At 70.5% G+C, this 14780-nt stretch carries 8 protein-coding genes; 5 read left to right on the top strand and 3 right to left on the bottom strand.

The window, feature by feature from the left end:
• Nucleotides 1–35: 35 nt before the first annotated feature.
• A complete protein-coding gene (locus ABT352_RS07995) occupies nt 36–1598 on the top strand; it encodes a hypothetical protein (protein WP_350943371.1) in 1563 nt (520 codons plus the stop codon).
• A gap of 16 nt (nt 1599–1614) precedes the next feature.
• Here ABT352_RS07995 and ABT352_RS08000 read toward each other — a convergent pair whose 3' ends face one another.
• From ABT352_RS08000 to ABT352_RS08010, 3 genes are all read right to left on the bottom strand, one after another.
• Entirely contained in the window at nt 1615–2769 is a 1155-nt protein-coding gene (locus ABT352_RS08000; protein WP_350943373.1) for a glycosyltransferase, read from the bottom strand.
• Entirely contained in the window at nt 2766–5648 is a 2883-nt protein-coding gene (locus tag ABT352_RS08005) for a CDP-glycerol:glycerophosphate glycerophosphotransferase (protein ID WP_350943374.1), read from the bottom strand. The genes ABT352_RS08000 and ABT352_RS08005 overlap by 4 nt, the downstream gene beginning before the upstream one ends.
• A gap of 122 nt (nt 5649–5770) precedes the next feature.
• Nucleotides 5771–7378: an NAD(P)/FAD-dependent oxidoreductase gene (locus tag ABT352_RS08010; RefSeq protein WP_350943376.1), complete on the bottom strand. Its 1608-nt coding sequence runs from the start codon at nt 7376–7378 to the stop codon at nt 5771–5773.
• Between the two features lie 490 nt (nt 7379–7868).
• Here ABT352_RS08010 and ABT352_RS08015 point away from each other — a divergent pair, with 490 nt between their 5' ends.
• The 4 genes from ABT352_RS08015 (at nt 7869) to ABT352_RS08030 (ending at nt 14643) form a co-directional block, all read left to right on the top strand.
• Nucleotides 7869–11411, top strand: a complete 3543-nt coding sequence (locus ABT352_RS08015) for a bifunctional glycosyltransferase/CDP-glycerol:glycerophosphate glycerophosphotransferase (RefSeq protein WP_350943378.1) — start codon at nt 7869–7871, stop codon at nt 11409–11411.
• A gap of 164 nt (nt 11412–11575) precedes the next feature.
• Nucleotides 11576–12562, top strand: a complete 987-nt coding sequence (locus ABT352_RS08020; RefSeq protein ID WP_350943380.1) for a CDP-alcohol phosphatidyltransferase family protein — start codon at nt 11576–11578, stop codon at nt 12560–12562.
• Between the two features lie 25 nt (nt 12563–12587).
• A complete protein-coding gene (locus tag ABT352_RS08025) occupies nt 12588–13598 on the top strand; it encodes a sulfotransferase family protein (RefSeq protein ID WP_350943382.1) in 1011 nt (336 codons plus the stop codon).
• A gap of 1 nt (nt 13599) precedes the next feature.
• Nucleotides 13600–14643, top strand: a complete 1044-nt coding sequence (locus tag ABT352_RS08030) for a sulfotransferase family protein (RefSeq protein ID WP_350943384.1) — start codon at nt 13600–13602, stop codon at nt 14641–14643.
• Nucleotides 14644–14780: the final 137 nt, after the last annotated feature.

Raw genomic sequence — 14780 nt, forward strand, 5'->3', positions numbered from 1 at the left:
GGGCGTCGGTCCCCCGGAGGAGCGCGCTGGGAAAAATGACGATCAGTACGGCGAGCTTGAAACCGGTCGATAAAGGGCTCGGGGCGACCGATGGGGCGCCGGCCCGCGACCGGCGGTTCACGCTCGCCTGTTACGCCACCGCCCAGCTCGCGCTGCTCGGCTGGTGGCTCGGCTTCCACCCCGGGTTGATGAGCCCCGACTCCGTCACCTACGTCGCGCACGTCACGACGGGCCCCTGGGTGGCCGGGCAGTCGGTCGCCTACGACGCCCTGCTCGGGCTCTCCCTGAAGGTGACCGGCGACCTGTCCGCGGTCACCCTCCTGCAGACGGCGGCGATGGCCGCCGCCCTGGCCCACCTCGCGGGCGCGATCCGGCCGCTGGGGGTACGGGGACGCCCGCTGCTCGTGGCGGTGGGGTGCGCGGCGCTGTCACCGCCGCTCGGCGCCTTCACGGTGTCGATGTGGAAGGACGTGCCGTTCACCGTGTGCGCCGTACTGGCCGCCGGCACCGCGGTACGGCTCATGACCCGGCCTGGGGCGCGGCCCGGTGGGGATGCGGCCGGAGGCGTCGTGCGAGGTGAGGGCCGGATGTGGTACGCGGCCGGGGTCGGCGGGCGGGGGAGGGCCGGGCGCGGGGGCGGCCGGTGGGCGTGGGACCCGCGCTTGTTCGCCCTCGGGGCCGAACTGCTCGGCCTGGGGCTCTTCCGCAACAACGGCTTCCTCGTGGCGCTGGTCGCCGCCGTCGCGCTCGTCGCGCTCCTGGCCGGCCGCCCGGGAGCCCGCCGGCGGGTCGCGGCGCTCGCGGCCGGAGCGGTGGCGGCGCCGCCGCTCCTGCTGAGCGTCGGCTACCCGGCGATGGGCATCGCGTCGCCGTCCCGCTCGTTCGCCTACCAGACGGTGTTCGGCGACCTCGCCGTGGCGTACGGGGAGAGACCCCACCTCTTCGACCGCGAGCAGCGGGAACTCCTGGCGGAGATCGCCCCGCTCGACGTCTGGCGGCGGGGGGCGACCTGCCAGACCATGGCGCGGGTCTTCTTCGATCCCGGGTTCGGCCACGCGCGGGCCGAACAGCGGATGTCCGAGATCCTGGAACTGTGGCGAGGGCTGCTGGGCCGCGCGCCCGGCACGATCCTGGGCGCCAGGATCTGCCGCGCCGCGCTCGCCTGGCAGGTCGGCCCGACCTCGGGCGAGCCCGGCGGTGAGCTCTACCGCTTCTCCCTGGGGGACCCACGGCTCCCCGACGGCTGGGAGGGCTCCCCGGCGGCCTCGGCGATGCGGCGGCGGCCGATCTCCGAAGGGCTGCTCGCAGCCGGGCTGTTCGCGCTGGACGCGAGCACGGTGAGGCAGTTCGAATGGCTGCTCTGGCGGGCGCCCTTCTGGTGCTACCTCACCTACGCCACGGCCGCGCTCGCCTGGTGGCGGACGGGGAGCCGGGCGGCACTCGCGGGGGCGGCCGTGGTCGCGGGGCAGCAGATCGGGGTGATCCTCACCAACACCGCGCCGGACTTCCGGTTCATGGTGTCGCCGATCCTCGTCGGCGTCCTGTTCGTTCCGCTGCTCCTGCGGGAGGCGGGGCACCTCGCCCGTTCCGATCCGTAGGACGCGGGCCCGGTCGTCAGCGGTCGAGTTCGTCGAAGAGCGCCTCCCAGCGTTCCAGGACGCGCGGCAGCCGGTACCTCCTCATCCGTTCCCTGCCCCTCGCCCCCATCCTGCGGCGCAGTTCGGCGTCGGACATGAGGCGCTCCAGGGCGGCGGCGAAGCTCCCGGTGTCTCCGGGCTCGGCCAGTATGCCGTTGTCCCCGTCCTCGACCAGGGTCCTCACCCCCGCCGAGGCGTCGCAGGCCACGGCGGGCAGCCCGCAGGCCGCGCCTTCGGCGAGGACCAGCCCCCATCCCTCGAAGTCGCTGCTCAGGGTGACGATAGAGGCGTCCAGGTACTCGGCCTCGACGTTCTCGACCTGTCCGCGAAAGACGATCCGGTCGCCGAGGCCGGTCTGGGCGGCCTGCGCCTCCAGGGCCGCCCGAAGCGGCCCGTCGCCGATGACGTGCAGCTCCCACGGCTCGGCGACGGCCGGGGCCGCGGCGGCGAAGGCGTCGATCAGCAGGTCGATCCGCTTCACCCTGACCAGCCGTCCGGCCGAGACGATCCGCGGGTTGCGCAGCGGGGCCGCCTCCTCGGGGAAGACGCTGACCGGGTTCAGCATGGTGCCGCAGTTGGCGAGCCGGTGCGCGGTGAAGGATGCCGCGTAGTCGTCGCACAGGAACAGCGCCTTGTCGAGGTGCGCGTAGTGCTTCTTGATGAGCTTGAGGTTCGGTGAGTCCACCGCCTCGGTGTACGACTGGTGGTACTGGCCGATCTTGGCGATGTGCGGCATGGGCAGGTCGGCGATCCAGTGGGCGGCCCAGGGCGAGGCGATGACCATGTATCCGCCGTGTCCGCCGTGTCCGCCGTGTCCGACGTCGATCCGGTCCGTCAGCCGCAGCAGCTTCCGCTTCGCGGCGGCGACCTCCTCCGGGCTCCTTCTCTGCCTGCCCCTGCGCCACGGCAGCGAGCGGGCGGCGGGCTCGGGGGCGGGCGTGTCGTACAGCGTGGCGTGCCGGTAGACGGGGTCGGCGACGTAGGTCTGCGGCTGCCGGGAGGGATTGATGCTGATCAGGGTCACCCTGTGCCCCCGCGAGCCGAGGCCCTGGGCCAGGGTGTGGATGACCCGCTGGGACCCGCCCATCGAGTCGCCGTCGGTGCTGAGGAAGAAGACGTCTCGCGATCTCAACGCATGACCTCCGGGAAGAACGCGTCCACGACCCTGCCGCTCGCCTGCCCGTCGTCGAGGCCGCACCAGCGGTCGCGGAACTCCGCGTAGCGCCGCCGGTACCTCTCGGTGATCTCGGTGAGCCGCTCCAGCGCCTCGGCCAGCTCGCCCGGTTCGCGCAGCAGCGGCCCCGGGGCGACCTCGGCCAGGTCGAAGCAGATCCCCCGCTGGGCGGAGGCGTAGCGCTCGTAGTCGTCGACGTAGTAGAGGATCGGCCTGCCGAGACAGGCGTAGTCGAACATGATCGAGGAGTAGTCCGTCACCAGGACGTCCGAGGCGAGCATCAGGTCGTTGACCTCGGGGAACGCCGAGGCGTCCCGGACGAGCCAGCCGAGCGGGTCGGGCACCGTGAAACGGTCGTAGGGGTGGGCGCGCACCAGGATCACCCAGTCCGGGGGCAGCGCGCCGGCGAGGGCGGGCAGGTCGAGCCGGATCGAGTCGCCGCTGAAGCGCCTGTTGTCGCGGTAGGTGGGTGCGTAGAGGATCACCCGCTTTCCCGCGGGGATCTCGAAGAACTCCCTCACCTGCCGCGCCCGCTCGCGTTGCGCCGGTTCCATGTGCCGTACCAGCACGTCGGTGCGCGGGTATCCGGCGTGGATCAGCTCGCCCCTGAACCCGCTCGCCTCGGCGAAGTCGCGCAGGAAGTCGGGGCCCGGGGTGAGCAGCGCGTCCCAGCGTGCCACCGCCTCGGCGTACTTCCTGGCGAGGGCCGGCTGCGTCCGGTGCCTGGGCTCGTCCAGGCCCATCTTCTTGAGCACCTGACCATGCCAGGTCTGCAGGTAGCGGGTGCTCCCGCGCTTGCGGTAGCAGTAGGGCAGGTTGTGGCTGTCCACCCAGTGTCCGGCGCGCGCCAGGGTCCAGGCGTAGCGGAAGGTGTCGCGCCGGACGAGACCGACGTCCTCAGGGAAACGTTCGGGAACGTCCGCGTGGGACCAGACCGCCCGCAGGCCGGTGGCGCGCCGCTGCAGTTCCTCGTGGACGTAGCGCGGGTTGCCGGTGTAGCCGGTGCCCTCGGCCGACTCGAACAGCACCAGGTTCCGGCTCACCGGCACCGTCATGCTGACCAGCCGGTAGAAGCGGCCCAGGTTGCGGGGGGTGGCGAGGTCGGCGAGCAGGCCACGCCAGAGTTCCGGCACGCTCGGGAAACGCCGCTTGGCCGCGGGGCCGAGCCTGCGCGCCATGAGGCGGAACGGGAGGTCGGCGGACGCCTCGAGGACGAGGCGGCCGGAGCCCACCGTGCCCACGGAGGTGAACGAGAACCCCGGGACCGCGAGGAGGGGCCTGAGGTTCCCGCGCTCGCCCTCCTGGAGCGAGATCATGACCGCCTGCGGCCTGACGGCGTTGTCCGGCCACTCCAGCTCCGGCAGGGAGATCGTCACCGTCCCCTCCAGGATTCCCGTCCCCTCGGGAGGACCTCCCGTCATCCGCGGGATCCTCGTCCGCTCCGGCTCCTCCGGCTCCCACTGCCCTTCGAGCCCTCTCGGGCTCTTCTTCTCCCGCTCCTCCAGCGACTCGATCACGACGGGGGCCATCTGGACGGGGATCGAGGTGATCGTCCTCTTCCTGCCGCCGACGCGGAGCCACGCGGTCAGCGTGCGGCCGTCGAGCACCCGGCCGGGGTCGTAGGTTCGCAGGCGCAACCGGATCCGGTCCCTCGACGCCTGCAGGTCGATGAGCTCGTGCCGCAGCAGCGCTCCGGACAGCGGTTGCTCGGCCAGGCGCAGCTCGGTGACGTCCAGTTCGCTCCTGGCCCGCTCGTCCTGAGGGGGCACCGTCCCCCAGAACACCCGATCGCCGTCCGCCGTGACCGCCCGGGGCGGGACGGAGTGCCTGCCCCCCAGCTCGACGGCGGCGAGCGCCGCCTCGGCTCCGCGCCGCTCGCGGACGAGCTGGAGGCACACCCGCTCCGCCCTGGTCAGCCGCTCGATCGCGGCGGGTTCGAGCGTGTCCACGTACGGGATGACGATGTCGGCGAAGTCGGAGATCCACGCCGGGTCACGCTGGGGCAGGTCGCCCAGGTAGAGGCGGAGGTCGTGGGAGAGGAAGCGGAAGTCCTTGTCCTCCTTGAGGTCGAGGGAGTGGGTGTTCGCGAGGGCGCGGTCGCTCAGGACGGCGGCGGCGACGCGCTGGCGAACGTTCTCCAGTTCGTGCCGCCGCGACGAGATCGACCTGGTGGCCGGGGTGGCGGCGAGCAGCCAGCGGTAGACGGGCCACGGCACGACGGCGAACAGCTTGCTGCGGCAGAACAGCTCCGTCGACCAGACGATGTCCTCATGGTGGATGTCCTCGGGAAAACGGATGCCGGTGACGTCGAGGAAGGTCCGCCGGTACAGCTTGTTGGTGGCGAGGCAGTTGAAGAGGAGTTCGGGTTCGGCGCGGATGCCGTCCACGACCCGTCGTTCCGCGAACAGCTGGGGGTACCAGAGGGTGACGGCGCCGGTCGCCTCGTCGACGCGCTCCACGGTGCCCATGACGAAGTCGGCGCCGGTCGCCTCCGCTTCGAGCAGGAGGCTCTTGCAGGCGTGTCTGGGCAGCTCGTCGTCGCTGTCGAGGAACATCAGGAAGGGCGAGCGGGAGGCGTCCATGCCCGTGTTGCGCGGCGCGCCGCAGCCGCCGCTGTTGGCGGGCAGCCGCAGGTAGCGGACCCGGCCGTCCTCCTCGGTGAGCGCCTTGGCCACCGCCGGGGTGTCGTCACCGGAACAGTCGTCCACGATGATCACTTCGAGGTTCTTGAGCGTCTGGCCGAGAACGGAGCGCACGGCCCGGGGTAACCGGGCCGCGTCGTTGTAGGTGATGACGATCACGCTGACGTCCGGGACCGTGTACGGCTGTGTTGTCATGGCGCGCAACTCCAAGGCGGCTGGGAGGAGAGCCTTGACCCGCGGTGGTCCGCGCTCGGCGGGGCGGAGGCGGCAACGGCAGGGCAAGGCGTCATGGGATCGCTGGTGTTGGATGTGGGCACTCAGCCCGAGGTGGGCGTGCCGGCGAGGAGGACGGGGGCGTCACGGCCGGTTCCCCTCGTGACCCTCGGGGTCCTCGGCCGTCCCGTGTGCTCCTCGTGGTACTCCGCGTCGACGTTGACCTGCCAGACGTCGTGCCCGGCTCCGTCGACGACGTTCTCCACGGTCAGCATCGCGGTGAGCATGGAGTGGTCCTGGTTGTTGTACCGGTGCATGCCGTTGCGGCCGACCGGGTGGATCTCCGGCCACTCCACGTCGAGATACTTCCTGAGCACCTCGACGTTGCCGGCGTAACCGGCGTCGTAGACGGGGTAGGCCTTCGGCATTCGCACCACGTAGCCCTGCCGGACCGAGCCGGGGGTCACCAGGCCCAGCCGCTCCAGCTCCCGGGTGCCGAACGCGATGAGGTCGTCGTCCGGAGCGCGCCACAGGTCGTCGCCCTCGTTGACGAAGTACTCCAGGCCGAGACAGGTCCGTCCCGCCTGCACCAGGTACGGCGACCAGGAACCGTAGTTCTGCACCCGGCCGAGCCGGACCTCGGGGGAGTGGATGTAGATCCAGTTGTCGGGGAAGGAGAACCGCTCGGGGACGACCAGCGCGACGGTGAGGAAGTCGCGGTATTTCAGCCCCGCGGCGGCCTCCGCGACGACATCGGGCACGTCCGGCCCGAACGCGCGGATCAGGGCGTTGAGCGGCATCGAGGAGATGAGGTTGTCACAGTGCACCTCGCGGACGGCGCCCCCGGCACCGTCCTGGCGGTCACCGTCCTGCCGAAGGGCGCCGCCATACGGGCGAACGCCGTCGTCGTGGACGTCGCCGCCCGCCGGACGAACGACACCGGCCCTCTCGTTCTCGCCGTCGTCGTGGCGGACGGTGACGGCGAGGCGGCCGTGGTGGCGGCGGATCCGTTCGACCCGGGTGCCGAGGTGGATGGTGGAACCCCGCTCGCGGACCCGGTCGGCGCAGGCCTCCCACATCATGCCCGGCCCCAGTTTGGGGTAGCGGAACTCCTCGATGAGACTCGTGATCTCCTTGCGGTTCCTCCCCGGCGTCAGCGCGGCGGCGATGGCCTTGCCCAGGGAGAGGTCCCTGATCCGCTGCGCGGCCCAGTCGGCCTGGATACTCGCGGCGGGAACGCCCCACACCTTCTCGGTGTAGGTCTTGAAGAAGATCCCGTAGAGCCGCCGGCCGAACCTGGCCGCGACCCAGCCCTCGAAGGTGGACTGGTCGGCGGGCGGCCTGATCCTGGCCCAGGCGTACGAGCCGACACAGCGCAGGGATTCCAGGACACCGAGGTTGCGCAGGGCGTTGGACGCCCTGAGCGGGTAGTCGTAGAAACGGCCCCCGTAGTGGATGCGGCTCATTCTCGGGCGGAGCAGGAAGTCCTCCTCGCCGAGGATCTCGTTCCAGAAGTCCTCCACCCGGGGCACCTTCGTGAAGAAGCGGTGCCCGCCGATGTCGAAGCGCCAGCCGTCGCGTTCCTCCGTCCGGCTGATGCCGCCGACCACGCGGTCGGCCTCGAAGACCTCGCACGGGTGTCCTCGCCGGGCCAGCTCGTAGGCCGCGGTGAGCCCGGCGGGCCCCGCTCCCACGACCACTGTTGAGTCCATGCGTTTCCCCCCGCGAATGCCGTTTGCCGCGATCTCGCCCGTCTCGGTCACCCGATCGTGTCGGACGCTCAGGGGGGATCGAGGGGTCATCACGTCTTACTAGGACGTGTGCATTCCCAGCCTTGACCTGGGCTTGGGGGAGGCGTTGCCGCGTCACGGACCCGAGGGCGGATCGGCCGGCCGGGGGAGATGTGCCGGAGATGGTCAAGTCTCGGTCAGCTCACTCCATCGCGGTCATATTTTGGGCTCGCCCGGCCCGGCGCGGAGCCATGCTGCTGACGTGACGTCTACGTCGCGTTCATGGCCGCCAGGTTGTGTCGACGGGCACACGGGCTCCTTCCGCCGCTTTCCGGCGACCACTGGGCTTCCCGCCGCGCGCCCGTGACGTCTTCCACGCTGAGTGGATCTTCGCCCGCGTGCCATGTCCGGCGTTCACGCCGATGGACCGGACTGTGAGCTTTCGACTACCGGAGGACCGATCGTGGCCCCAGTGAGCATCATCGTGCCCATATACAACGTGGAGCCGTACCTTGAGGCGTGTCTGGAGTCGTTGGTCGCGCAGACCTGGAGTGACATCGAGGTCGTCATGGTGGACGACGGCTCTCCCGACTCCAGTGCGGAGATCGCCGAGACCTTCGTCGAGCGTGACGCCCGGTTCCGGCTGATCCGGCAGGAGAACGGGGGCCTTGGCACCGCGCGCAACACCGGCATAAGGCACGCCAGCGGTGATTTCCTCGCCTTTTTGGACAGCGACGACATGCTCCCGTTGACGGCCGTCGAGACGATGGTGTGCTCTCTGACGAAGAGCGGATCCGATCTCGTCACGGGCAACGTCCTGCGCTTCAGCGGGCAGGGGGTGCGCCAGTCGGCGATGCACAAGGCGATCTTCGCCAACTCCGCCAGGCGGACCCACGTGACCGCCGACGAGATCCTGCTCAAGGACCGGCTGGTCACGAACAAGCTCTGGCGGCGCTCCTTCTGGGACGAGCGGGGGCTGAGCTTTCCCGAGGGGGTCCTGTGGGAGGACATCGCCGTCGCCCTGCCCGCCCACTTCCTCGCCGGGGCGGTGGACGTGCTGTCCACTCCGGTCTACCTGTGGCGGGAGCGGGAGGGGGAGAGCGTCTCGATCACCCAGAACCGGGGGCACCTCAAGGGGATCGAGGACCGGTTCGCCGCCGTCGACTCCGTGCGGAGTTTCCTCGTCGACACGGGGCGGACCCAGCACCTGAGGGCGTGGGACCGGATGGTCCTCGACAGCGACCTGCCGAACTTCCTGCAGGTGCTCGACCAGGCGGGGGAGGAGTTCCGGAGTCGCTTCCTCGACCTGGCGTGCGCCTATCTCGACAGGGCGGGGCCGAAGGTTCTCCCGCTCATCCCCGCGCAGCGCAGGGCGAAGTGGATCCTCGTCAAGGAACGCAGGATGAGCGACCTGCTCCAGCTGCTGGAGTGGGACAGGACGGTGAAGCCGACCGCCCGCGTCGTCGGGAGCAGCCTGCGCGGGTACCACCTCAACGTCCCCGTTCAGGTCGAGCGGTCCGCCACGCGGATGCGCGAGGAACTGGACCTGCGCCAGCGGGTGGACAGCCTGGAATGGAAGGACGACAAGCTGGTCGTCGAGGGCCGGGTCTCGCTGCGCTACCTGCGTCCCCGCAGGCGGATGCAGCAGCACCTCCTCGCCTGGCTCGTCCCAGAGGGCCCCGAGAGCACCGGGGACGCCAAGGGCACCGGGGACGCCAAGGGCACCGGGGACGCCAAGGGCGCTAAGGGCGCTAAGGGCGCTAAAGGCGCTGAGGGCACCGAAGGACTCGAAGGTCGCCGGCGCAGGATCCGGCTCCCCGTCACGATCAGGCGGGGCCTGTCGCTGGTCGACACCGGCCCGCGCAGGCGCAAGGACTGGTGCGGGTTCCGGCTCACCGTCGATCCCGCCAAGCTCCCGGCCGGCTCGTCCTGGCGGATCGACCTGTGCGTACTGTCCCGAGGACTCCTGCGCCGGGGAAGGCTGGGGCAGCCGAGCCCGGCCGCACGGCGGCTGGAGTTCACCGAGCGCGAGCCGGGGACCGTGGCGTGGACGGAGTGGACGCCCGCCGAGGAGTTCAGGCTCCGGGTGGAGCGGCCGGGGGGCTGGGTCACCGGCCACCGGGTGGCCGAGGGCAAGCTGAGGATCGGCGGCCGGTGCGACGACGACCTCGGCGCCGCACCGACGCTGCGGCTGGTCCGGCCGCAGGGGGGCCGTGACCGGCGCTACCCGATGACCGTGTCGGACGGCGCCTTCGAGGCGGTGGTCGACCTCGACGGGGTGCTGTCCGAGCACTGGCCGGAGCTCGACCCGGCCGGCCTGGAGATGAGCGCGCTCAACCCCGGGGCCGAGTGGCACTTCGAGGTCGTCCCCGCCGAAGGAAAGGCCCGGCCGCTGCTCGTCGCCCGCGACGTGGAGCGTGGCCTCTACCGGCTCCGCGGGCGCGACGTGGTGCTGAACCGGTCGCAGGCCGGTGGGCTCGTGCTGCGCGAGCAGCGGCCGACGTTCTACGTGGAGCGGGTGGAGTGGACCGACCTGGGCCACCTCAGGGTGACCGGGGCCCTGATGCGCCCGATCGACGGCCCGGCGTGGCTGGTCGTCACCTCGCGCAACCGGCTCACCGAGCGGCTCTTCCCGCTCGTCGACGGCAGTGCCACGGTGACGCCCGAGGGGAGCGAGACGCTCGGTGGGTGGCTGCCGCTGCCGGCGGGCACGCACGGCTTCGCGATCCGTACCGGCGCCGGCACCGGTGACATGCGCATGGAGTTCCGGCTGTCCGCGCCGCTGGAGCACATCTCCGCCACCCGTACGTTCGTCTTCGACACCGACCTGATGAACGAGGCCGTCTTCACCGTGAGCGACGACCTGCGCGCCTCGGGCAGGCCGAAGCAGCAGCGGTTGCTGCGCGAGGACTTCTACCCCGCGAGGTGCCAGGAACCGCTGCGGCCCGCCGTCCTCTTCGACGGTTACGGGGGCAGGCAGTTCTCCGACAGCCCGAAGGCGATCTACGAGGAGCTCGTGCGGCGGGGGTCGGACCTGGAGTTCATGTGGGTCGTGCGGGACGGGCAGGTGGAACTGCCCGAGGGGGTGACGCCGGTCCGCCGGTACGGGCGGGAGTTCTTCGAGGCCCTCGCCCGCTGCAGGTACATCGTGACCAACAGCCACCTGCCCTCCTGGTTCGAGCGCAGGCAGGGGCAGACGGTGCTGCAGACCTGGCGGGGCACGCCGTTGAAGCGCGTCGGGTTCGACGTCGAGAAGGTGCCGTTCGCCAGGCCCGACCAACACGAGCGGCTCGCCAGGGCCGTCGCCCGGTGGAGCCACCTCATCTCGCCGAGTCCCTGGTGCACCTCGATCCTGGACGGTGCCCTGCGGTTCGAGGGGGAGATCCTGGAGATCGGCTCTCCTCGCGACGACCTGCTGCGTCGTGCCGGAGCCGAGCGGATCGGAAAGATCCGGGAGCGTCTCGGCCTGCCCGAGGGCAAGAAGGTCATCCTGTACGCCCCGACGTGGCGCGACGACAAGCTCTACAGCAGGGGACGCTACCGGCTCGACCTGCGCCTCGACGTTCGGCACATGGCGGAGAAGCTCGGCGAGGACCATGTGCTCATGATCCGTAAGCACCCGAACGTCACGGACAGGCTGCCCAGGGTCGGCACGGACTTCCTCTTCGATGTCTCGATATATCCAGATATCCAGGAGCTTTACCTGGTCGCGGACATGCTGATCACGGACTACTCGTCGGCGATGTTCGACTTCGCGGTGACCGGCAAGCCGATGTTCTTCTTCACCTACGACCTGGAGCGCTACCGCGACGAGGTGCGCGGCTTCTACTTCGACTTCGAGGTCGAGGCCCCCGGGCCGCTGCTGCGCACGACCGAGGAGGTCGTGACGGCCGTACGGGACGCCGACGAGGTGCGCGGTGAGTACCGGAAGCTGTACGACGCCTTCACCGCCAGGTTCTGCCCGCTGGAGGACGGCGGCGCGGCGGCCAGGGCCGTGGACCGGATCTTCCGGTAGCCGCCCGTCGTCCTCACGAAAGGCCGGGGAGACCCTCCTCGGCCTTTCGTGTCCTTCAAGCGCCGGAGCCCCATGGCGCGGGTCGGTCAAGAAGTGGCATGGAGATCTTCTAGTAGTTACAGAGCGTAGATGACAGGAGACACCGCGTGGCCATGCTGGAACGCATGAGGGCCTATTCGTTGGACGACGTTCTCGCGACCCGGAAACGAAAAGACTCCTGGTGGACCGTTTTCCTGGTCGACCCGGTGGCGTGCAGGCTCACCCTGCTCGTCGCCAACCACACGTCCATCACCCCCAACGGGCTCACCCGTTTCTCCCTGATCCTCGGCATGTGCTCGGCGATCTGCTTCGCGTCAGGACGGCTCGCCGCAGGGGCACTGCTGTTCTACGTGAGCTTCATGGTCGACTGCATGGACGGGAAGATCGCCCGGCTCAAGGGGACGGGGACGGCGTTCGGGCTCTGGCTCGACTACGTGGGCGACCGGATCAGGGTGCTCTGCTGCGCCGCGGGGCTGGCGTCCGGGCAGTACGTGGCGACGGGCGACGTCTCCTACATCCTGCTGGGCGCCGGGGTGGCCGTCCTCGACCTGTTCCGCTACGTGAACGCGCCGCAGATGAAGCGCGTGCGCGAGGTGGTCAGGGAGAACCGGCTCGGACGGCCGGTACCCGTCGAGTCCGTGGTGACCGTGGGATCCCCCAGGGCGGGGGAGGCGCCGGTGGCCGCCGGGCACACCGCCCACGCGGGACACCTCAGGCCCGTCGAGGTCATCACGCCCCGCGAGCCGCTGCGAGTCGCCGGATTCGAGGACCAGGAAGAAGACCGTGAAGAGGTGCGCGGCGAGAACCGGGGAGAGGACGGGGCCGGACGGCGGGGGCCCAGGAAAGGCAGGCGCCCGAGGCTGCCCCGCAGGTTCACCCGACTCCTGGCCCGCCACCGGGTGCGGACCCACCTGATCAGCGGTATCGAGTTCCACGCCGCCGTGTTCGTGGTCGCCCCGCTGGTCGGGACGGTCGCCCTGGTACCCCTCGCGGTCGCGGCGGGGGTCCTGCTTCTGCTGAACGAGGTCGTTCTGATCTACCGAATGTGGCTCTTCGCCCGGGTGGTGCCCGTCGTACCGCTCGTCGGGAAGGCGCCACGCATATCTGTTTGACCAAGCTTTACGGGGGTTCGTTGTCATGCAGTCCGACCGCCCGATCTTCGTGATCGGTTGTCCGCGTTCCGGCACCACGATGCTGCAGCTCATGCTGCACTCGCACCCGCGCATCGCGGTGCCTCCGGAGACACGGTTCGTGGTGCCCGGCTACTACCGCAGGTTCTCCTTCGGGGACCTGCGCGAGGAACGCAACCGGCGCAGGGTCGGCCGGTGGATCGTGAGCGACAAGGACACCAAGTTCAAGGAGCTCAAGCTCGACGGGGACAGGCTGATCGACGACATCGTCGCCGGTCCGCCCACGCTGGGGTCGGCGATGGGAATCACCTTCCGCTCCTACGCCGAGCAGTACGGCAAGAGCCGCTGGGGTGACAAGCGGCCCAGCTACTACCACCACGTGGACCTTCTGCTGCGGCTGTTCCCCGACGCCCAGTTCGTGCACCTGATCAGGGACGGCCGCGACTGCGTGGCGTCGCTGAAGGAGATGCCCTGGTACACCAAGGACGTCTTCCACGCGGCGGTCAACTGGAGCGAGGCGATCGACTACGGCCGCCGCCACGCCAAGAGGCTCCCCGCCGACAGCTACTACGAGCTGCGTTACGAGGACCTGACGGCCTACCCGGAGACCGAGCTGAGCAAGCTCTGCGACTTCCTCGGCGAGGACTACGACCCGGCGATGACCGAGCCGTACCACGTCGCCAGGGTGGCGATCCCGCAGCACAAGGTCTGGCACAGCCACACCCACGGCGACGTCACGACGGCGAGGGCGGGGTCGTGGAAGGCCAGGCTGGAGCCCTGGGAGATCTCGGTGTGCGAGACGGTGCTCGGCGACCGGCTCACCGCGAACGGCTACGAGCTGAGCGGCGCCCCCAAGGCGAGCAAGACCCACGTCGAGGCGTGCGAGAAGGCGGCGTCCAAGCGGCGCTGGGCACGCAGGCGCAAGGAGATGCGCGACCGCGTCAACCGGTTCCGCGAGCCGAGCCCGGTGGCCGCGAGGCTCACCAGCCGGCAACTCGGCGAGCTTGCGAAGGTCTGAGATGAAGCCCGATCGCCCGATCTTCATCCTGGGCTGTCCCCGCTCGGGGACCACGATGCTGCAGCTGATGCTGCACGCCCACCCGCGCGTCGCCATCCCGCCGGAGACCCGGTTCATGGTCTCCGCCTACCAGCGGCGGCTCCAGTTCGGCGACCTCAACGACGCCGCGCACCGGCGTGAGCTGGGCGAATGGGTGGTCGACCGGCGCCAGTCACGCTTCCACGAGCTGGAACTGGACCGCGACGAGGTGCTCGACCAGATCGTCGGCGGGCCGCCGACACTCGGCTCCGCGCTGGGCATCGTGCTGCGCGCCTACGCGGCCAGGCACGGCAAGCCGCGCTGGGGTGACAAGCGGCCCTCGTACTTCCAGTACACCGACGTGCTGCTGCGGCTGTTCCCCGACGCCCAGTTCGTGCACCTGATCAGGGACGGCCGCGACTGCGTGGCGTCGCTGAAGGAGATGCCCTGGTACAACGGGACCGTCTACAGCGCGGTCTCCGCCTGGGCCGAGGCGATCGACTTCGCCAGGCACGGCGCGCCGAAACTGCCGGGCGGCAGCTACCACGAGCTGCGCTACGAGGACCTGACCGCGGAGCCGGAGGCCCACCTGCGCAGGTTGTGCGAGTTCCTCGGTGAGGACTTCGCCCCCGCCATGTGCGACCCGGGCGCGATGGCCGGCATCGCCGTACCCGCACGCAAGACCTGGCACGCGCGCACCTTCGGCGAGGTGACCACCGCGCGGGCCGGTTCGTGGCGTGACCGGCTCGACCCCGGCGAGATCTCGCTGTGCGAGAGCGTGCTCGGGGACCGGCTGCAGACGTACGGGTACGAGCTCACCGGGGCGCCGAAGGCCGAGACCTCGCGGTTGATGTCCTACGAGCGGACGGCGGCCAGGCGGAAGCTGACCCGGGTGAAAAGGGTGACGTTCGACCGGCTGATCCGGCTCCGCGAGCCGAATCCGCTGGGGGCCCGGCTCACCTCCGCCCAGATCGTGCTGGCCGGGGTGCCCATGCCGCGCACCGAGCCCGTCGCGGCCGGCAGGTGAGGGGCTTCCCGCCGATCCGGTACGTGGTCGGCATCCGGCCGAACGGGACTTCCCGCCGGCGGTACGCGGTCAGAGGGTGATCCGGGCAGGGCTTTCCGCCGGTGGTACGCGGTCAGGGTGTGATCCGGACAGGGGTT

This window comes from Streptosporangium sp. NPDC000563 (assembly GCF_040299985.1).
In the GTDB taxonomy this organism is placed as follows: Bacteria; Actinomycetota; Actinomycetes; order Streptosporangiales; family Streptosporangiaceae; genus Streptosporangium.